A 19,868-nucleotide genomic window follows, 5' to 3' on the forward strand; every position below is an offset into this window, starting at 1 on the left:
CTAAGGCGTGTCGCGGCCGCCGATGAGCGCTGAGGAGATGGTCTCCGTCGCGCGGCGCAACGCGGGGACCACGCGCTGCGCGAACGCGTCGTCGACGCGGGGGACCGGACCGGATACGCCGATCGCCATCGGGGTGGGCGCACCGGGCACCGACATCGCGAAGCAGCGGACGCCGAGTTCTTGTTCCTGGTCGTCGACGGCGTATCCCTGCTCACGGATCCGTTCTACCTCGGCGAACACCGACGACAGGCTGGTCAGCGTGTTGGGGGTGGGGGCGGGGAGGCCCGCTTGCGTGACCAGACGCGCGATCCGGGGATCGTCGAGGACGGCTAGCACGGCCTTGCCGACGCCGCTGTTGTGCAGATTCACCCGGCGTCCCACCTCCGTCGTCGTTCGCATGGTGTGCGGCGAGGGCACCTGCCCGGTGTAGATCACCATGTCGCCGTCGAGGACGGCGAGGCTGGCCGACTCGGAGAGTTCCTCGACGAGCGAATGCAGCACCGGAGCGGCGAGCGCGCCGAGTTGCCGGTTCGCGACTTCGCCGAGGCGGATGAGTCGTGGCCCGAGAGCATAGCGCCGATTGGGCAGCTGGCGGACGTGGCCGATGGAGATCAAGGTGCGCAGGAGGCGGTGAATGGTCGACAGCGCCATCGACGTCTGATCGGAGATGTCGCTGAGTGAGCATTCGCCGCCGGAACGCGCGATCACTTCGAGAATGTCGAAGGCGCGTTCGACTGCCTGCACGCTGGGGCTGTTCTGCGCGGGCATGATTCTCCTCGTCGGTCCGGCAGGTTGGACATGTCGTCATGACTTTACCGCCAGGTGGATGTCACTTTCGTCAACCGGAAAACGGAATCCGCGTTCAGTCCGTCGAATCCTTGCCACAGTGGCCTCGAACACACTAGAATCCACGATACGGAAAGAAGTTTCCACTGCCGCGAGCGGCAGTCGTACCGGAGGAATGCGCCTGTGTCGTCAATCACACATTTGACCTTGAGTCCTGCCGACTACGCGGTCGTCGACGACAGGCTGGCCGGCTGGGACGCTCGGTTGGCCGCGCAGTATCCGGGTGATGACGGTCGCCGCCAACCGGTGCAGACGACCTACGTCGCCGCCGATCGATTCACTCCGACCTTGGCCGCCGACTGGGGTGCGCGAGCCCAGGCGACCGCCGATGCCGCGGGCGGCCTCGCCGCCGTGGCCCGCGACGTCGGGCTGGGCGGCGGCACCGACGGCGATGCCCGCGTCGAGGCTCTCGCCGAACTCGTCGCGCACAAACTGGCCACCGAACCGATCGAAGATCTGCGCCTGGACTTCGAGGACGGTTACGGGATGCGGGGTGACGTCGTCGAAGACGCCGACGTCGCAGCCGCCGTCGACCAGGTCGTGCAGGCGTATGCGCAAGGATCTGCGACGCCGTTCCTCGGCATCCGATTCAAATGCTTCGAAGCACCCACCCGCGCGCGGGGTCTCCGCACCCTGGACCTCTACCTCAGCGGACTGCTCGCGGCCGGCGACCTGCCCGACGGTCTGGTCCTGACACTGCCCAAGGTGACGTCGGTCGATCAGGTCGAAGCGATGGTGTACGTCACCCAACGGTTGGAGGCAGCGCACGGTCTCGACGCCGGACGCCTGCGATTCGAAGTGCAGATCGAAACGCCGCAGGTCATCCTCGGCGCCGATGGAACGGCACCGGTCGCACAGCTGCTCCATGCCGCCGCTGGACGAGTGTCGTCGCTGCACTACGGCACCTACGACTACTCGGCGTCGCTGGGTATCGCCGCGCAATATCAGTCGATGGAGCATCCGGTCGCCGACCACGCGAAGAACGTCATGCAACTCGCAGTCGCGGGCACCGGCGTCCATCTGTCCGACGGTTCCACGAATATCCTGCCCGCCGGGGATCCGGACAACATCGCGGCCGCCTGGCGGCTGCACGCTCGCCTGGTCCGCCGCCACCTCGAGCGCGGCATCTACCAGGGCTGGGACATGCATCCCGCCCAGCTCGTGACGCGCTACCTCGCCACCTATGCGTTCTACCGCGACGGATTCGACGCGGCCGCCACCCGATTGCGCAACTACGTGCACAAAGTCGACTCGGCGATCATGGACGAACCCGCGACCGCCCGCGCATTGGCCGCGTTCATCCGCCGCGGCGTCGTCTGTGGCGCCGTCACCCGAGGTGAGGTCGAGGAGCACGCCGGCGTCGACCTGCCGACGCTGCACGCCGTCGCGCTCAACCAGCCGGTTCCGAACTAGGACGGTGCTGATTAACGCCGAAACGTCCCTCACCCGCTGGTTGAGCCGGGACGGAGCGCAAGCGGAGTCCCGTGTCGAAACCTCGCAAGACGACGATGCCAACGAATCCAAACGCCTTGTGACAGTTGTCAATTCGACTCACCTTGGTTTCGACACGGGCGCGTCTCGCTTCGCTCGTCGGGCCCGGCTCAACCAGCGGGTGGGCGCCGCCCGTTGGATTGACCATCAGAACCCTCCTAGGCGTCCTCGCGACGCACATCAGCAACAACCAGCCCCACAGGAAAGAGGACGACCATGACCCGAACGGCACCGCCGGCCACCGCGGCCCCGTATTACGCACCCCACGGTGGGCTCCCGCCGCAGACCGATCTGCTCACCGACCGCGCGATCGTCACCGAGGCCTACACCGTCATTCCGCGTGGCGTGCTCAGTGACATCGTGACGTCGGTGTTTCCGGGCTGGACCGAGACACGCGCCTGGATCCTCAATCGGCCCGTCGCGGGCGGCGCCACCACTTTCGCCCAGTCGATCGTCGAGGTGGGGCCGGGCGGCGGATCGTCGAAGCCCGAACCGCAGCCCGAGGTCGAAGGTTTCGTGTTCGTCCTCGACGGCGAACTGACCGTCACGATCGACGGAGCGTCACACACGCTCGACGCCGGTGGATTCGCCTATGCACCGGCAGGCACCGATTGGAGCGTCGCCAACCACGGGAGTGCGGCGTCGCGTTTCCAGTGGATTCGCAAGCGTTATGAACCGCTCGAGGGCTACACGCCGAAAGTCGTCGTTGGAAATGAGCGCGACGTCGAGCCCACGGCGATGGTCGGCACCGAAGGAAAATGGCGCACCACCCGGATGCTCGATCCGCAGGACCTCGCCTATGACATGCACGTCAACATCGTCACCTTCGAACCCGGCGCGGTGATTCCGTTCGCCGAGACCCACGTCATGGAGCACGGGCTCTACATGCTCGCGGGCAAGGCCGTGTACCGGCTCAACGAGGACTGGGTGGAGGTCGAGGCAGGCGATTACCTGTCGCTGCGCGCGTTCTGCCCGCAAGCCTGCTACGCGGGCGGGCCGTCGAACTTCCGTTACCTGCTCTACAAGGATGTGAATCGGCAGATCGCGTTGTGAACAGGTGACGCAGCACGGCCCGCGACCAGATGGTCGCGGGCCGTGCTCGTGAGTTCACTCTTCGACCAAGGTGGTCGCGGGCCGCGCTCGTGTGGTTCACTTTTCGGCTGTCGGTGTACCCCTGAGCAGGGCTTTCCGGTCGGCGGGGTTCGTGCACCTACCGGTTCAGTGGCCACCCGACGACGGTCTTGGGGCGCGGCGTCGCGTAGGTGCGGACCTTCGACGTCGACAATCCCAGGCGCAGCAAACCCTCGGCGATGGTGACCGCGGCACGCACGCCGTCGACGATGGGAACTCCCGTCGCCGCTGCGACCGATTCCTCCAGGTCGGCCATTCCGCCGCAACCGAGGCAGATGACCTCGGCGTGATCGCGTTCAACTGCCTCGCGGGATTGCGCGACGATGGCCGCCACGGCGCGCTCGGGGTCGGATTCGAGTTCGAGAACACCCAGACCCGACGCTCGCACCGACGCACAACGCTCAGCCAGGCCGGCGAGTTTCAAACGATCCTCGATTAGCGGAACCGTGCGATCGAGTGTGGTCACGACCGAGTATTTGTGGCCCAGATACATCGCGGTCGATGCCGCGGCCTCGGTGATGTCGACGACGGGGACGTCGAGGAGTTCCTGCAGACCTTCCCGGCCGTGCTCGCCGTAACCCGCTTGAATGACGGCGTCGAACGGTTCCGGGTAGGAGGTGATCGCGTCCATCACGGCGATCGCGGCGAGGTAGGACTCGAAGTTTCCTTCGCATGAGTCCGCTCCGAACCGCGGCGTGATGCCGATGATCTCGGTGCCCGGCGACGCGACCGAGCGCGCTGAGTCGGCGATGGCCGCCGTCATCGATTCGGTGGTGTTGACGTTGGCGACGAGTATGCGCATCGGTTCTCCTAGTGCTTGCTCGGGACGGCGATCGCCTCGCCCGAGACGTCGGTGAATTCGCGGTTGCGGTCGGCGACTAGCAGATACACGATCGCGCCGAGGCCGGCGCCGATAAACCATGAGAACGACGACACCGACGAGAAGGCGGGAACGAACGCCAACAGGAGCGCGACACCCGCGGTAGGGATCAGCGCGATCACGGCGCGCGGGTTGACGCCCGACGAGTAGTGATAGTCGCCGTCGGGGGCGGTGGTGTACAGGTCGGGCACATTGACCCGCGCGCGGCGGATGAGCCAGTAGTCGGCCATGATGATGCCGAACAGCGGGCCCAGGATCGCGCCGAGGCCGCCCAGGAAGTAGGTGATGACCGCCGGGCTGTTGTAGAGATTCCACGGCAGGATGATCAGACCGATGACACCCGAGACGACGCCGGCGCGGCGGAAGTTGAGCTTGGTGGGGAACAGGTTGGTGAGCGCGTAGATCGGTGCGACGAAGTTGGCCATCAAGTTGACCGCGACGGTCAGGATCAGCAGCGCGAGACATGCCATGACCAGCAAGAACGTGTTGGGTACGGTGGCGACGATATCCGCGGGAGATTCGATGACCTTGCCGTTGATCTTGTATTGCGCGCCGGCGAGGACGACGACGATGGCACCGAAGACGAGCATGTTGATCGGAATGCCGAAGAAGTTGCCGCGCACGATCGCGATGCGCGACGTCGCACTGCGGGTGAAGTCGCAGAAGTTGAGCACGAATGTGCCGTAGATGGCGACCCACAGTCCGGCGTCGCCGATGATCTTGAGCCACATGTCCACACCGGTCTTCGACGCCGGGGTGGTCCAGGCGATCGAGCCGCCGGCCCGGATGAACATCCAGATCGCGAGGGCGGACATGGTGAGCAGGATGACCGGTCCGGCGAACGCCTCGTATTTGCGGATGGTCTCCATGCCGTAGCTGACGATGACCATCTGCACGACCCACAGGATGAGGAACGCGATCCATCCCAGCGTGGACAGTCCGAGGATGCTGTTGGCGTCGAGGCTCTTCGCGCCGGGGAACACGGCGACGATCATCACTCGGAAGACGACGGAGGCGAGAAAGGTCTGGATGCCGAACCAAGCGATGGCCACCGCGCCGCGAATTAGGGCCGGAACCTGCGCGCCCCGGATGCCGAACGAGATGCGACTCATCACCGGGAACGGGACGCCGGTCTTCTCACCCATGAACCCGGACAGGTTGAGCAGGAGGAACAGGAACAGCCCGCCGAGGCCCAGCGCGACGAGAATCTGCCATCCGCCGAGGCCCAGCGCGAAGAGCCCGATGGCGAAGGCGTAGTTGCCGAGACTGTGCACGTCGTTGGCCCACAGGGCGAAGATGTTGTAGGAACGCCAGGTGCGTCCGGCGCGCATCGTCGGGGCGAGGTCTTCGTTGTAGAGGGTCGGACTGACGCCGGCGGGGGTGGGGTGCACGGGTGAGTCGGGTAGTGGCGGTGAGACCACGGCATCGTCGGGAGTGATCATCGAAGGCATCTTTCGCTCGTCGGCCCGCAGGCGCACTCGGGAATTCCACAGAGCGGAAACAGGGTTCCGCTATATGATCAATAGTAATGCGCATCACCAGAGGCATTGTCAAGTAGTTTCCGTACTGTGGAAATCACGCGTCGATAGGTGGAACTCCGAGACGTTGACAACGACTCTGTGTGCTACCTACTCTTCTCGCGATATAGAAACAGGTTTCCGCCCTGGGGGCCTCGTCGATGGAACTGGAGAGCCGATGACCGACCAACCCTCCGCCCGCCCGAACGATTCGGCCCAGTACGACCTGGTCGTCCGCGGGCAACGCATTCTGACCAGTGCGGGCATCGTGGCGCGCGAGGTCGGCGTCCGTGACGGCGTGATCGTGGCTATCGAGCCCTTCGGCAACGATCTCACCGGCACCGACGTCATCGACCTCGACGACACGCAGGTGATGATTCCGGGGCTCGTGGACACTCATGTTCACGTCAATGAGCCGGGCCGGACCGAATGGGAAGGCTTCGATTCGGCCACCCGCGCGGCCGCCGCCGGCGGCGTCACCACACTCATCGACATGCCGCTGAACTCGATTCCGCCGACGGTCACCGCCGAGGCGCTGGCGATCAAGCGGGCGGCGGCCGGACCCAAGGCCTACATCGATGTCGGATTCTGGGGCGGAGCGGTGCCCGGCAACAAGGGTGACCTGCGCCAGCTCCACGACGACGGCGTCTTCGGGTTCAAATGCTTCCTTCTGCACTCCGGCGTCGACGAATTTCCCCATCTCACCGCCGATGAGATGGAAGAAGACATGGCCGAACTCGCATCGTTCGACTCGCTGATGATCGTGCACGCTGAAGACTCGCGGGCCATCGATCGCGCGCCGCACGCCGAGGGGGACAAGTACTCGCGCTTCCTGGCCTCCCGACCGCGTGGGGCGGAGAACGTCGCGATCGCCGAAGTGATCGAACGCGCCCGGTGGACCGGCGCACGCGCGCACATCCTGCACCTGTCGTCGTCGGACGCACTGCCGATGATCGCGTCGGCGAGACGCGACGGCGTCAAGCTCACTGTCGAGACCTGCCCGCACTATCTCACGTTGCTCGCCGAGGAGATCCCCAACGGCGCGACGGCATTCAAATGCTGCCCGCCGATCCGCGAAGCGTCCAACCGTGAACTGCTGTGGGAGGGACTCGTCGACGGCACCATCGACTGCATCGTCTCCGATCATTCGCCGTCGACGATCGACCTCAAAGACGTGGAGAACGGCGATTTCGGCGTTGCCTGGGGCGGTGTCGCCTCCCTGCAGCTCGGACTGTCACTGATCTGGACCGAGGCCAAGAAACGTGGCATTCCCTTGGAGCAGGTCGTCGACTGGATGTCGCGCAAGCCGGCCCAACTCGCCGGAATGACCCGCAAGGGACGCATCGCGTTGGGCTGCGACGCCGACTTCGCGATCTTCGCTCCCGAAGAAGGACAGATCGTCGACGTCACCAAACTGCACCACAAGAACCCCATTTCGCCCTACGACGGCCGCGCGCTCGCCGGCGTCGTCTCGCAGACCTGGGTGCGCGGACGCAAAGTCGATTACACGGCGCCGCACGGCCGCCTCCTGCGACGAGGAGAGGCATAGCGTGGACGTCCGTGGTCGAGATCAGGGGAGGATGGTCAGCAGTAGTCGGACGAGTTCGGCTTGGCGGTGGGTGCCGGTCTTGGTGAATATCCGCTGAAGGTGGGTTTTGACTGTTGCGGTCGAGATGTGCAGGTCGTCGGCGATGGGGGCGAGGCCGTCGCCGGCGAGCACGCGTAGGGCGACGTCGGCTTCGGCGGTGGTCAGGCCGAACAGTTCGATGAGCAGTGCCGAAGAGGGTTGTGGGATGCGGTCGGGGTTGACGAGGACGACCAGGGCGAATGTCGTGATGGTGGTGTGATCCCAGGTGGTGGCGGCGTCGTGGGGGCTGATGGGGACGATGTGGACGACGTAGGGGCGGTCGCCGGTGGATCGTTCGCAGATCATCGACGCGCCGACGCGGTCGGCGGGGTCGGTGGCTGCGTGTAGTCGGGCAGTCAGGCGTTGATCGGTTGTGCTGCGGTGCGCGGTGAGTCGTCCGGCGTGGACGCGTAGTCCGTCGCCGGCGGCGACGATGTGTTCGGCTGCGTGGTTCATCTGCATGCATTGCAGGTCGGCGCGGACGATGATGATGCCGTGGCGCGCCGTGTCGATGACGTCGGCGGTCAGGGTGCGGGTTGCGTGTAGGTCGGCCAATGCATGTTGGGTGCGTAGTGCATGCCGCAGGTGGACGGTGAGGCGGTCGCCGGTGCGGATGGCGTCGGCGGACTCGGACTCGCGGTTGGCCTGCGGGCCGGCGATCAGCAGACTGACCGGTGACGGGTCGCCGTGCAGTGGTACGAACAGTCCGGTGCGTAGGTCGAAGCGGCGTAGGAAGTCGTGGCCGAACTCGGAGTCGCTGCCGGGGGCGACGAGTGTCGTGCCGGTGCGGATCAATCCGACCGGTGCCTGTTCGACGCTTTCGGTGACATAGTCCAGCTGGTGGAAGTGACCACGATATGCGCTTTGCACCTCCGCAGAACTGGTGGAGGCCAGCAAGGTCCGCGACGGTCCGCGGCCGGAGATCAGTGAGGTGGCGGTCGCGTTGAACAGGGCGGAGATGCGTTCGAGCGCGCTGATCCATGTTGCCGGGTTGATCGCCGATTCGTAGATCGCGCCGACCGTCTGTGAGAACTCGTCGATGTCAGCGATGGCGGGCCTCCGACTCTCACAGGTGCGAACCTCAAAGTAGAGCCCCGATGGTTCCCGAGCCATTGATCTGCGCAATATGCACTGTTCGGATGACTCGGACGTTTGCCGTGGTGCCGTGTCGGTGAGCAGTGCCGGGTGAGCCGCCTGGTTTGTCGGAAGTCAACCATTCGGTTGATGCGGGCATGTAGTCCCCGGTGTGAAGTTGTGGGAGTTTCCGCCGATGGAAGGGGCCGTCATGGCGACACCGGAACTGGTACGTGAACCGCCGACACTGCGTACGAACTGGCTGCTCGGCACATTGGTGGGGACTTTGCGTGACCCGCTGGGCATGATGACGAACGCCTACGCCGAGTGCGGGAGTGCGATGCGGTCGCGGATGGGTCCGCCGGGGATCGGCGTCGATCTGGTCAGCTTCTTCGATCCCGACGCCGTAGCGCACATCGTGGACAACCCGACTTATCAGACCTATCGCAAGGACAGTCGTTTCTACCAGCAGTTCTCGGAGCTGTTGGGTGACGGCCTGCTCACCGCGCAGGGTGAAACATGGAAGCGGCAGCGGCGGATCATTCAGCCGGTGTTCACCGCGCGGGTGGTGGACTCGTATGCCTCGGTGATGAATGTCGAGGCGCAGTCCGTGGTGGACGGATGGCGTCGATCAGGTGTCGCCGAGATCGATGTCGGCGACGAGATGATGGCTGCAACTCTGCGGATCATCGCCCGCCTGTTCTTCGGGGAAGACGCCGAGGAGATGATCGGCGTCGTTCGATCGTCCTTTCCCATACTCGGCCGGGCGGCCCTGACCCGCGGTGCGTTGCCCACTGCGCCGCCGTTGCGGTGGCCGCTGCCGGGTAACCGCCGTATCGTCGCCGCGCGGCAGGATCTGTTCGGATTGTGCGACCGGATCATCGCCCGGCGACGTCGCGCAGCGGATCCCGGCGACGATCTGATCGGACGGCTCATCGCGGCGAGGGATGACCACGGGGACGCCCTGTCGGATATCGAGATCCGCGATCAGTTGATGATTTTCCTGCTTGCGGGCCATGAGACGACGTCGACCGCACTCACCTTCGCGTTGTGGTTACTCGGTCACCACGACACCGAACAACAGCAGGTACGTGACGAGGTCGGTCGACTCGATTCCAACCCGTCGGCATCGGATTTTCAGCAGCTGGCATTCACCACCATGGTGCTCAAGGAGGCGATGCGCCTGTACCCATCGGCGCCGATCTTGAATCGGATCGCGGCGCGCGACGACGTGATCGACGGGTATCGGGTACGGCGAGGACAAATGGTCCTGTTCTCACCGTGGGTGATGCATCGCCGCGCCGACCTGTGGCCGGACCCGCTGAAGTTCGATCCATTGCGCTTCACCCCGGAGAATGAGGCCACCCGGCACCGGTTGGCGTGGATGCCCTTCGCCCACGGGCCGCGTGGCTGCATCGGTCAGCGTTTCGCGATGCTGGAGAGCGCGGTGGTGCTGGCCAACGTCATCGCAGCCTTCCAGATCCGATCCGACACAACCGAGTTGTCGCTGGGGTCGGATCTGACGCTGCAACTTCGTGAGCCGATCCACTGCGCCTTGATCCCGCTCGAGAAGTGACGAACCGTCGGCCGCTACGTCCTGGTTGTGCGCGACGGGCTGTGGTGCCGCCCGCCGGAATCGACGCCACCGGCGTGGTGGCGCGGGCGCACCTCGCCGACGCGATGAGACACGGCCTAGTCGATAGCGAACTGTGGGCTCGAACCCGTACCGGTCAGGCGGCCTCCGCCCCAACTTCCGTTGCTGTAGGTCTCGACGTCGACTCGATACGTGCCCGGTTCGACGTCGGGCGGTACGGGCATCGTGCTCGAGTCGCCGGCGTCGACGATCGTCAGATACGTGCGGTCGGGCAGCTCGCTGCCGGCGAGGAACAGCCGTGTGTGGGCGAAGGCGGACGGGTCGTCGGGTGTGTGCCAGGTGACGGTCAACGATCGGGAGCGCGCGTCGAACTGTGTGCTGACCTGCAGGGAGATCGGTTCGAAGGGTTGGTGGCTGCGCACACTCGCCATCGTAGGTGCTCACCGGCATACTGGTCCGGGTGAATACGACTCGAGTCGCGAAGACGGTGGCATCGATACTGATCGCCGGCGCCGCCGCGTGCATCGGCACCGCCCCGGCGGCCGCCGTTCCAGTGAGCTCCGCGCCTGGGACCGCTGGGCTGACTCCCGCGCTTGCCAGCGCGTACACCAGCGCGTGGACCGAGGCGAAACGGGAGGGTGTGCAACTGTCGATCACCTCGGGGAAGAGGTCGTGGGCGCAACAGCAGCAGATGTGGCGCGACGGCGTCGCGCAATACGGCAGTGCTTCTGCGGCTCGACGCTGGGTGCTGCCACCGAATGAATCAACGCATGTCAGCGGCCGGGCCATCGACGTCGGGCCGCGAACAGGCGCTGCGTGGTTGGAGACAACCGGTCGACGTTGGGGGCTGTGTCGCACATTCGACAACGAGTGGTGGCATTTCGAACTCGTGACCATCCCGGGGCTGCCGTGCCCACCCCGATTGCCCGCGCTAGACGAGATGTCAGTGGGCCCCGATAGGGTGGGCGGCATGACACTGACAGCAGCCATGATCACCGTCGACACCACCGATCCGCTTCCGCTTGCCCGATGGTGGGCACAGCAGACCGGCGGTGAGATCCTCGCCGAGAACGAAGGATGGTTCGTCACCGTGAAGATCTCCGATGCCGGGCCGTTGCTCGCCTTCCAGAAGACCGCCGACCCCACTCCGGGTAAGAATCGGATTCACCTCGACTTCGTCGCCGACGAGCGGGCCGCCGCCATTGAGGGGTTACTCGCGGCCGGCGCGACGCACGTCGCCGATCACGACATGCCCGGCTTCGCCTGGACCGTCCTCGCAGACCCGGACGGCAATCAGTTCTGCGTCGCACAGCACGGCTGATCGTCGAGCATGGGATTCACGCGCGATGAGCTCCTCGCGTTCCGCGACTGCACCGTCGACGATCTGATCGGCGACGATTGCCGACTGCTCTTCGTCGGGATCAATCCGGGGCTGTGGACCGCGGCCACCGGCGCTCATTTCGCGCGTCCGGGGAATCGCTTCTACCCGGCGCTCTATCACGCCGGAATCACCGAGTCCCTCATCGACGCGTCGACGGGGATGTCGCCCCGTGATCGCGACCAGCTCGTCCGGCGCGGCATCGGAATCACCAACGTCGTCGCGCGTGCCACGGCCGCTGCCGCCGAATTGACCGCCGACGAACTGCGCGAGGGTGGGCGGCGGCTCGTCGCCACCGTCGAGCGGATCGCGCCGATCGTCGTCGCGGTCGCCGGGATCACCGCATACCGGACCGCGTTCGGAGAGCCGCGGGCACGCCCCGGGCGGCAGTCGACAGTCCTCGGCGACGCCGCCGACACGCAGGTGTGGGTGGTTCCCAACCCGAGCGGACTCAACGCGCACGAGACTGTGGAGACCTTGGCCTCGCCGTATCGAGCGGTCGCACAGGCCGCGGGCGTCGAGCTCGTGGCGCGCGATGTTCCAGGTGCGGGTTCCGCCGACCCCGTTCGCGCATAAGACCTAACATTGCGCTGGTGCCCATTCTGAACAAAGACATGTTGCTGTGCATCTCCCTGTCCGGGAGGCCGTCGAACATCGGAACCCGGTTCCACAACTACCTGTACGACGAGCTCGGCGTGAACATGATCTACAAGGCGTTCAGCACCGACGACATCGCAGCGGCCATCGGCGGCGTGCGGGCGCTGGGGATCCGGGGCTGCTCGGTGTCGATGCCGTTCAAGGAAGAAGTGATTCCACTCGTTGACGAGATCGAGGAGTCGGCGGCGGCCATCGAATCCATCAACACCATCGTGAACGAGAACGGCCGCCTGGTGGCGTCGAACACCGACTATGAGGCAATCGCGGCGCTGATCGCCTCCAACGAGCTGGATCCGACCGCGCCGGTGATCGTGCGCGGTTCCGGCGGCATGGCGAAGGCAGTCGTCGCAGCGTTCCGCGGCGCGGGATTCGACGACCTGACCGTCGTCGCGCGCAACGTCGGGGCCGGCAGTGCACTCGCAGCCAAGTACGGATACCGGCACACAGTCGACGAGCCGGAACCCGTGGCCGCGATCCTCGTCAACGTCACACCGATCGGCATGGCGGGCGTTGACGAGGACGTGCTGTCGTTCCATGCCGATCAGATCGACGCGGCGACGGTTGTCTTCGACGTCGTCGCGTTCCCGGCGGAGACGCCCTTCATCCGGGCGGCTCGCGCGGCAGGCAAGCAGGTCATCACCGGCGCGGAAGTGATCGCGCTACAGGCGGCCCGGCAGTTCGAGCGTTATACCGGGATCGCCATCACCGCGGATCAGGTAGCGCGGGCGTCGGAGTTCTCGCGTCAGGTGTGAGATCGTGATCGTCGTCGGCGGCTGAATTCTGCCGCCGACGGGGTCCGCGCGGTCGGTTGGCGATGGCCGCGCCGACACTGGCCGCCACCACCAGACAGATGGCGACCGAGCGCCACAGTCCGAGTCGCTGGTCCAGGATGAGCCACCCCGCCAGCGCCGCGACGACCGGCTCGAGGCTCATCAGAACGCCGAATACATGGCGGGGCATTCTGCGCAGCGCCGCGAATTCGAGGCTGTAGGGGATTATCGAGGCCAGCAGCGCCGTCAGCGCGGCGAGGCCCAGCAGGTGGGGATCGGTGAGTCCGACCACCGCGCCCGGCAATCCCATCGGGAGCACCGCGAGAGTGCCGACGACCATCGCCATCGCCAACCCGCCGGCACCCGGGACGCGCTGCCCGACCCGCGCGCTGGTCACGATGTACCCCGCCCAGCTGGCCGCGGCGAGCAGCACGAAGCACACTCCGACTGGGTCGAGCGGATCGTCACCGACCAGACTCTCAACTCCCAGCAATGCCATACCGGCCGCAGCCAGCGCGACACACACGATGTCGGCACGCTTGCGGGACAACACCGCTGCCAGGACGAGGGGGCCCAGAAACTCGATGGCCACCGCGGTTCCGAGTGGGATGCGGGCGATGGCCGCGTAGAAGAAGCCGTTCATTCCGGCCATGGCCAGCCCGAACAGTGCCACACCCAGCCACTGACGTCGGGTCCAGCGGCGTATCGACGGTCGCGTGACCGCGACGAGCGCGACCGCGGCCAACCCCAAGCGCAGGACGGTCACGCCCCAGGATCCCAGGTCGTCGAACAATTGAGCGGCGAGTGCCGCACCGAATTGGAGTGAGGTGCACGAACCGAGGATCAGCAGCACCGACGACGGGCTGGCGTGAGAGTTCGCGGCGGGTGACGCGGTCACTGCGGACGAAGCTGTCGATGGTCCATCGTTCAAGGATGCCAACCCCGATGCATTCGGTCTAGTGAATGGTTTTTATGGTAACACTTAAGATATTTTGTCCTATTCTGAGCTGATGTTGAACGTCGCACGATTGCGGATTCTGTGGGAGCTCAGTCGGCGGGGCACTCTGGCCGAAGTCGCGGCGGCCTTGTCCTATACGCCCTCGGCAGTGTCCCAACAGTTATCGCTGCTCGAGCGGGAAACGGGCGTCGTGCTGTTGGAGCGTGTCGGACGCGGAGTGCGGTTGACCGATCACGCCCAGGCCCTCGTCGAACATACTGAGGTGATTCTCGCTCGACTCGAGGAGGCCGAAACGGGTCTTGCTCAGCTCGCGCCGACCGTTCGGGGGGTGTTGCGAGTCGGTTCGTTTCCGACCGTCGTGCTGACCATTGCACCGACGGCGTTGACCTTGCTAGCGCAGCGTCACCCCGAACTCGACGTCGAGATCACTCAGCGGGAAGTCGGCGAAGCGCACAGCGGGTTGCTGTCGCACCAGTTCGACGTCATCGTCGGCGAGGAATACCCGGGAATGCCCGAAGCGATCCTCGACGGTGTGGACCGTGCGGAACTGCTGTCGGATCCGTTGCGGCTCGTTCTTCCGCTCGACATGCCGATTCCGAGTCGGCTCGCGGACCTGGCGCAGAGTCCGTGGTCGTTAGACCCTGCAGATTCGCCGACCGGTCGGTGGTCGCGGGGAGTGTGCCGGGCGGTCGGGTTCGAGCCGCGCGTTCAGTTCGAGGCTCCAAATCCGCTCCTGCACGCTCACCTCGTGCGGACGGGTCACGCGGTGTCGATGCTGCCGGCACTCATCGCGTCCGGACACTTGGACGGCACGACGTTGGTGGGACTGCCCGGTGACCCGCAGCGGACGTTGTATACCGCCGTGCGTTCCGGGCGTGCCGATCATCCCGCGATTCGTGCGTTTCGGCGTGCGCTCACCGATGCTGCGCGGATGGAGGAGGCGCCCGAGCCGGTAGTGCGACTCGTGCAATAGCCCCTATCCAGAAGTTCCGGTTATCCACAGATTCGGAGATCGATGGAACCGAACGGGCCGCGGGCGCGTCCAAGTGTGTGAACCGCACCCCCGACCCAACGGAGACCTCTGATGGAGCACTTCGACCCCGATACCGTACTCGCACAATTCGACGTCGACGAGTCGACGGACCTCGATGCGATTTGTTACACCCTCGCAGTTCTCGTCCGACTGTCGAACGCCATCGATCACCGGCTCGCGACGGTGACAGCACTCGGTGAGCGCCTCGGCATTCCGCGACGCAAGGGCGTCAAGTCGATGGTGAAACTCTTGATCGAGCAAGGCCTGGCACCGCACATCGCATATCGGACGTTGCGTGACGGCCAACAATTCGCCGACGTCCCGACGGTCGAAGCGCACGCTCGCGACGGGGCGCTGTCGGGCGAGCATGTCGATGCGATCTTCAAAGGGCTCCGGCACATTCAAGCGCGCGTCGCACTCAGTGAGGAAGACTATGAGACCTGCGTGTCAACACTGACCAGTCAGGCGTTCACCGCGAACCCGAGGGCCGTGACCGATAAGGCGCGCGCAATCGCGATCAGCCTGGCACCCGAGGAATCCGAGCCTCGGGTCGCCGAAGACCGCGCCCTGAACGAGTTGTCGTTCTCGCCCGGTGCGGATGGTCGATTCACCGGCGAATTCGATCTCGACTGCGTGACAGCCGCCCGACTTCACACAGCTCTGGACCCGCTGTGTGCGCCGGTGTCGGGCCCCGACGGCGAACCCGATCCGCGGTCGGCGGCGAAGCGTCGGGCCGACGCCTTCGATCAGATCATTGCCAGCTACCTTCGGCACTGCGATCGGCCCGCGCAGGGCGGTGAGAAGCCGAACGTACTGCTCATGCTTCCGTGGAACGCGGTTCACCACACCGGAGGTGGTGATTTCGGTGAGGTGGCGCACCTCACCTGGGCGGGCCCCGTGACCGCAGCGACCGCGGCTGCCCTGGCGTGCGATTGCGATGTCAGTCGAGTAGTCGTCGACGCCGAGTCGGTGCCGCTGGATGTCGGGCGCGAGCATCGGGTCGTGCCGGCGAGTCTACGCAAGGCGGTGATCGCCCGTGACATGGTCTGCATCCGGTGTGGGCACCCGGCGTCGTGGTGCGATGTCCACCACAACGTGCCGTGGGAGAGCGGCGGCGAGACGTCGTTGAGCAACTCGTCACTGCTATGCCGCGACGATCACACCTGGCTGCATCAGCGGGGATGGACGGTCGTCATCGGACCCGACGGGCATCCCTGCATGAAACCACCCGCCGATGCCGAATCACAGGCGCTGATTCCTGCGTTCAATCGCCGGCAGACTCGGCCGCTGTCCCGGCTGGAAGCTGCCTAGCCGGCAGAGGGGCATAAGCGACGCACCCAGCACATTCGGTAGGGTCGTTCGGGTGAATTCGAGCTCACCACTGAAGTCGGTGGTCACCCGTTTGGCCGAGGAACTGTCTGTCGCCGAGGGGCAGGTGGCTGCCGCCGTTCAATTGCTTGACGACGGATCGACGGTGCCGTTCATCGCGCGGTACCGCAAGGAGGCGACCGGCAGCCTCGATGACGCACAACTGCGCACCCTTGACGAACGGCTCGGGTACCTTCGTGAGCTCGACGAACGTCGTGCCGCGGTGATCGCGTCCATCGAGGAACAGGGCAAGCTCACCGACGCGCTTCGCGCGGACCTCCTGGCGGCCGACACCAAGGCTCGCGTCGAAGACATCTATCTCCCGTACAAGCCGAAGCGCCGCACCAAGGCGCAGATCGCACGTGAGGCCGGCCTGACGCCGCTCGCCAAGCGGCTGCTGGCCGATCCTTCGCTCGATCCAGCCACCACCGCGCAGGAGTTCATCACCGAAGGATTCGCAGACGCCAACGCGGCACTCGACGGCGCGCGCCAGATCCTGATCGAACGTGCTTCCGAGGACGCACAGTTGGTTGGATCTGTTCGCGAAAAGTTCTGGAAAGATGCGTCGTTGCGGACGGTGCCACGATCTGAGCAGGCTGCGACTGCGCCAGCCGCGCAGAAGTTCCGGGACTATTTCGACTTCGCCGAACCGTTGGAGACCATGCCGTCGCACCGGGTGCTCGCGGTACTGCGCGGCGAGAAGGAAGAGGCGCTGACTCTAAGCTTCGATGGTGGCGAGGACGAGCCCTACCAGGCAATGGTTGCCGCGACCCTCGGCGTCGACGCATCGAACCCAGGTGCTGCCACGAAGTGGCTCGGCGACACCGTCCGGTGGGCGTGGCGGACCAAGCTGATGATCATGGCAACTGTCGACGCACGAATGAAGCTGCGCCAGCGTGCTGAAGAGGATGCGGTCGCGGTCTTCGCTACCAATCTGAAAGACCTTCTTCTCGCCGCACCGGCGGGTACGCGCGCCACTCTCGGTCTTGATCCGGGATTCCGCACGGGAGTCAAAGTCGCGGTCGTCGATGCGACGGGAAAGGTCCTCGACACGTGTGCGATCTACCCGCATCAGCCGCAGAACCAGTGGGGCCAGGCGAAGGCCACTCTCGGTGCGCTAGTGGCCCGCCACGGTGTCGAACTCGTAGCGATCGGTAACGGCACCGCGTCGCGCGAAACCGACGCGTTGGCAACCGAACTCATCTCCGACATCACCAAGTCCGGGGCGAAGGCACCGGCGAAGGCCGTCGTCAGCGAGGCCGGCGCCTCGGTCTACTCGGCATCGGAATACGCCTCTCACGAGCTGCCCGACATGGACGTATCGCTACGCGGCGCGGTATCGATCGCTCGGCGACTGCAGGATCCGCTCGCCGAACTCGTCAAGATCGACCCCAAGTCGATCGGCGTGGGGCAGTATCAGCACGACATCACACCGGGCATCCTCGCTCGCAGCCTCGACGCGGTAGTCGAAGACGCGGTCAACGCGGTCGGCGTCGACCTCAACACCGCGTCGGTCCCGCTTCTGTCCAGGGTCTCCGGCGTCACGCCCAGCCTTGCGGCCGCGATCGTCGCGCACCGCGACAGTGCCGGCGCATTCCGAAGCCGCAAAGGACTCCTTGACGTCCCGCGGCTGGGTCCCAAGGCATTCGAGCAGTGCGCCGGCTTCCTGCGGATTCGCGAGGGCGACGACCCGCTCGACTCCTCCGGAGTCCACCCCGAGGCGTACCCCGTCGTCCGTCGCATCCTCGACCGGTCGGGCACAACGCTGACCGATCTCATCGGCGACACCAGGACACTCAAGTCGCTGCGCCCCACCGACTTCGCCGACGACCGGTTCGGCATCCCCACCGTCACCGACATCCTCGCCGAATTGGAGAAGCCGGGCCGTGATCCGCGCCCCGCCTTCGCCACCGCGACGTTCGCCGCGGGCGTGGAGAAGGTCTCCGACCTCAAGCCCGGCATGGTTCTCGAAGGAGTCGTCACCAACGTCGCCGCTTTCGGCGCATTCGTCGACGTCGGGGTCCACCAAGACGGCCTCGTCCACGTGTCGGCGATGTCCGACCGGTTCGTCGCCGACCCGCACGAAGTAGTCCGCTCAGGTCAAGTCGTGCGCGTGAAAGTCATGGAAGTCGACGTCGAACGCAAACGCATCGGTCTGTCGCTGCGACTCAACGACGAGGTCGGCGGCGACAACCGCGCCCGACCATCCCGCGGCACTGGAAACGACCGCGGCAGGGGACAAGACAGCTCCAACCGAGAGTCGGGCGCTCAACACAACCAGAATCGCGGTAACTCCGGGCAGCGCGCGAACAACGCGAACGGCAACCAGCGCGGCAACGGCAATCGCGCCAACAATCAGTCTCGCAACAACCGAAACAACAATCGCGGCGCAAACCAGCCGTCGGGCTCGATGGCGCAGGCGCTGCGCGATGCGGGATTCGGCAAGTAGTCGCAGTCGACGCCGAGTCGCGCCGGGCGTCGGCGGCAGGGGCTATCGCCTCACACGGCCGCCGACGTAGGAGCGACAGGGGAGAATCGCTGCCCCGACGTCGGCTTCGCCGATCCGATCTGACCCGACTCAGACAGAAAGGCCACCAGGTCGGCGAGCGTCTGCTCCGACGTCCGCGGGCGATAGCCGAGCTGCGTCACCGCCTTGGTGATGTCGACGACGGGCTGTGCCTCCAGCGCGCTGATCGACGCCCTCGACACCAGATCCGACCCGAACAGATGACTGATCGGCTCGATGACGGGTACGACGACCTTGAGCACGCTCAACGGGATCGCGAGAAGTGGCTGGGGACGCCCGCACAGTTGCGCGACGCGACGCATCGCATCGAACAACCGCACGGGCGCCCCGCCGAGCAGATAGTTCTCGCCGGTCACCCCTCGTTCACCGGCGGCTATCAGACCCAACGCGACGTCACGCACATCGACGAGATCGAATGTTCCGTCAACAAACAATGGAACACGACCACGCGCCGCGTCGCTGAGCATTCCGTTGATTCGCGACAACCCGTGATCGACCGGGCCGTACACACCGGTCGGATTGCAGATCACCGCGTCGAGGCCGTCGGCGATCACCGCGCGAAGTTCCTGCTCACCGGCCCACTTCGACCGGTCGTACACGGGTAGCGCCGCGTCTTGCGATCGCGCCGACGTTTCGTCGACGATCCCGGTGTCGGTGTACTGATCGAACGAGTGGATCGAACTGCAGTGGACGAAGCGTCGCACCCCGGCGGCCAGTGCTGCTCGCGCGGTCGACGCCACACCCTCGGTGTTGATCCGCCACGCCAGTTCGTCCTGCTGCTTGAGGGTGATCATCGCGACCAGGTGATACACGGTGTCGACGCCGTCAAACGCGGTGGTCAACGCGTCGGCGTCGAAGATGTCCGCACGCAGCCATGTCACCGACGACGCTCGGCTCGCACGGGGCTCCACCCGATCGATGGCCACGACGTCGTGCCCGTCGGCGACGAGCTGGTTGACCAGGTTGGTTCCGACGAATCCGGCGGCACCGGTGACAGCGACTTTCATCCGTTTCCTT

Annotated in this window: 17 protein-coding genes and 1 pseudogene; 11 read left to right on the top strand and 7 right to left on the bottom strand. The window is 65.6% G+C overall.

Annotated elements, in window-relative coordinates:
- The gene (locus HH308_RS03490) at positions 1 to 768 is read right to left on the bottom strand and encodes an IclR family transcriptional regulator (RefSeq protein WP_170192787.1); all 768 of its coding nucleotides are present in this window, start codon (positions 766 to 768) and stop codon (positions 1 to 3) included.
- Positions 769 to 978: 210 nt separating this feature from the next.
- On the opposite strand from HH308_RS03490, the gene HH308_RS03495 reads away from it, so the two are divergent.
- Positions 979 to 2,259 carry a DUF6986 family protein gene (locus tag HH308_RS03495; RefSeq protein WP_170192974.1) on the top strand — a complete coding sequence of 427 codons (1,281 nt, stop codon included), beginning with the start codon at positions 979 to 981 and terminating at the stop codon, positions 2,257 to 2,259.
- A 294-nt stretch (positions 2,260 to 2,553) separates the two neighbouring features.
- Complete coding sequence (locus HH308_RS03500) at positions 2,554 to 3,390, top strand: bifunctional allantoicase/(S)-ureidoglycine aminohydrolase (protein WP_170192788.1); 837 nt, start codon at positions 2,554 to 2,556, stop codon at positions 3,388 to 3,390.
- A gap of 157 nt (positions 3,391 to 3,547) precedes the next feature.
- Here HH308_RS03500 and HH308_RS03505 read toward each other — a convergent pair whose 3' ends face one another.
- Positions 3,548 to 4,270, bottom strand: coding sequence for an aspartate/glutamate racemase family protein (locus HH308_RS03505; RefSeq protein WP_170192789.1), 723 nt, complete (start codon positions 4,268 to 4,270; stop codon positions 3,548 to 3,550).
- Between the two features lie 8 nt (positions 4,271 to 4,278).
- Positions 4,279 to 5,790 (bottom strand): NCS1 family nucleobase:cation symporter-1, encoded by a 1,512-nt coding sequence (locus tag HH308_RS03510; RefSeq protein ID WP_170192790.1) that lies wholly within the window; start codon positions 5,788 to 5,790, stop codon positions 4,279 to 4,281.
- A gap of 253 nt (positions 5,791 to 6,043) precedes the next feature.
- Here HH308_RS03510 and allB point away from each other — a divergent pair, with 253 nt between their 5' ends.
- On the top strand, positions 6,044 to 7,414 hold the full coding sequence (allB, locus tag HH308_RS03515) for an allantoinase AllB (protein WP_170192791.1): 1,371 nt from the start codon (positions 6,044 to 6,046) through the stop codon (positions 7,412 to 7,414).
- A gap of 21 nt (positions 7,415 to 7,435) precedes the next feature.
- Here allB and HH308_RS03520 read toward each other — a convergent pair whose 3' ends face one another.
- Positions 7,436 to 8,605, bottom strand: coding sequence for a helix-turn-helix transcriptional regulator (locus HH308_RS03520; RefSeq protein ID WP_170192792.1), 1,170 nt, complete (start codon positions 8,603 to 8,605; stop codon positions 7,436 to 7,438).
- 172 nt (positions 8,606 to 8,777) lie between these two features.
- Here HH308_RS03520 and HH308_RS03525 point away from each other — a divergent pair, with 172 nt between their 5' ends.
- Positions 8,778 to 10,142 (top strand): cytochrome P450, encoded by a 1,365-nt coding sequence (locus HH308_RS03525; protein ID WP_170192793.1) that lies wholly within the window; start codon positions 8,778 to 8,780, stop codon positions 10,140 to 10,142.
- Between the two features lie 116 nt (positions 10,143 to 10,258).
- Here HH308_RS03525 and HH308_RS03530 read toward each other — a convergent pair whose 3' ends face one another.
- Positions 10,259 to 10,582, bottom strand: a complete 324-nt coding sequence (locus tag HH308_RS03530; RefSeq protein WP_170192794.1) for a hypothetical protein — start codon at positions 10,580 to 10,582, stop codon at positions 10,259 to 10,261.
- A gap of 131 nt (positions 10,583 to 10,713) precedes the next feature.
- Between HH308_RS03530 and HH308_RS30635 the strand changes: the two are divergent.
- The 4 genes and pseudogenes from HH308_RS30635 to HH308_RS03550 form a co-directional block, all read left to right on the top strand.
- Positions 10,714 to 10,983, top strand: a pseudogene (locus tag HH308_RS30635) (D-alanyl-D-alanine carboxypeptidase family protein); the annotation flags it as partial.
- A gap of 147 nt (positions 10,984 to 11,130) precedes the next feature.
- Complete coding sequence (locus tag HH308_RS03540; protein WP_170192975.1) at positions 11,131 to 11,481, top strand: VOC family protein; 351 nt, start codon at positions 11,131 to 11,133, stop codon at positions 11,479 to 11,481.
- Between the two features lie 9 nt (positions 11,482 to 11,490).
- Positions 11,491 to 12,114: a G/U mismatch-specific DNA glycosylase gene (mug, locus tag HH308_RS03545; protein ID WP_170192795.1), complete on the top strand. Its 624-nt coding sequence runs from the start codon at positions 11,491 to 11,493 to the stop codon at positions 12,112 to 12,114.
- Between the two features lie 17 nt (positions 12,115 to 12,131).
- The gene (locus HH308_RS03550) at positions 12,132 to 12,947 is read left to right on the top strand and encodes a shikimate 5-dehydrogenase (RefSeq protein ID WP_170192796.1); all 816 of its coding nucleotides are present in this window, start codon (positions 12,132 to 12,134) and stop codon (positions 12,945 to 12,947) included.
- Here the strand turns inward: HH308_RS03550 and HH308_RS03555 are convergent.
- Complete coding sequence (locus HH308_RS03555; RefSeq protein WP_312870334.1) at positions 12,898 to 13,863, bottom strand: EamA family transporter; 966 nt, start codon at positions 13,861 to 13,863, stop codon at positions 12,898 to 12,900. The two genes, HH308_RS03550 and HH308_RS03555, sit on opposite strands and share 50 nt — an antisense overlap.
- A 112-nt stretch (positions 13,864 to 13,975) precedes the next feature.
- Between HH308_RS03555 and HH308_RS03560 the strand changes: the two genes are divergently transcribed.
- The 3 genes from HH308_RS03560 (at position 13,976) to HH308_RS03570 (ending at position 18,773) form a co-directional block, all read left to right on the top strand.
- Positions 13,976 to 14,896 (top strand): LysR family transcriptional regulator, encoded by a 921-nt coding sequence (locus HH308_RS03560; protein WP_170192798.1) that lies wholly within the window; start codon positions 13,976 to 13,978, stop codon positions 14,894 to 14,896.
- Between the two features lie 111 nt (positions 14,897 to 15,007).
- The gene (locus HH308_RS03565; RefSeq protein ID WP_170192799.1) at positions 15,008 to 16,267 is read left to right on the top strand and encodes an HNH endonuclease signature motif containing protein; all 1,260 of its coding nucleotides are present in this window, start codon (positions 15,008 to 15,010) and stop codon (positions 16,265 to 16,267) included.
- A gap of 52 nt (positions 16,268 to 16,319) precedes the next feature.
- Positions 16,320 to 18,773 carry a Tex family protein gene (locus HH308_RS03570; protein WP_170192800.1) on the top strand — a complete coding sequence of 818 codons (2,454 nt, stop codon included), beginning with the start codon at positions 16,320 to 16,322 and terminating at the stop codon, positions 18,771 to 18,773.
- Positions 18,774 to 18,823: 50 nt separating this feature from the next.
- On the opposite strand, the gene HH308_RS03575 is transcribed toward HH308_RS03570, so the two are convergent.
- Positions 18,824 to 19,858: an NAD-dependent epimerase/dehydratase family protein gene (locus tag HH308_RS03575; RefSeq protein ID WP_170192801.1), complete on the bottom strand. Its 1,035-nt coding sequence runs from the start codon at positions 19,856 to 19,858 to the stop codon at positions 18,824 to 18,826.
- Positions 19,859 to 19,868: the final 10 nt, after the last annotated feature.

It is taken from the genome of Gordonia asplenii (assembly GCF_012933505.1).
Classification (GTDB): domain Bacteria; phylum Actinomycetota; class Actinomycetes; order Mycobacteriales; family Mycobacteriaceae; genus Gordonia; species Gordonia asplenii.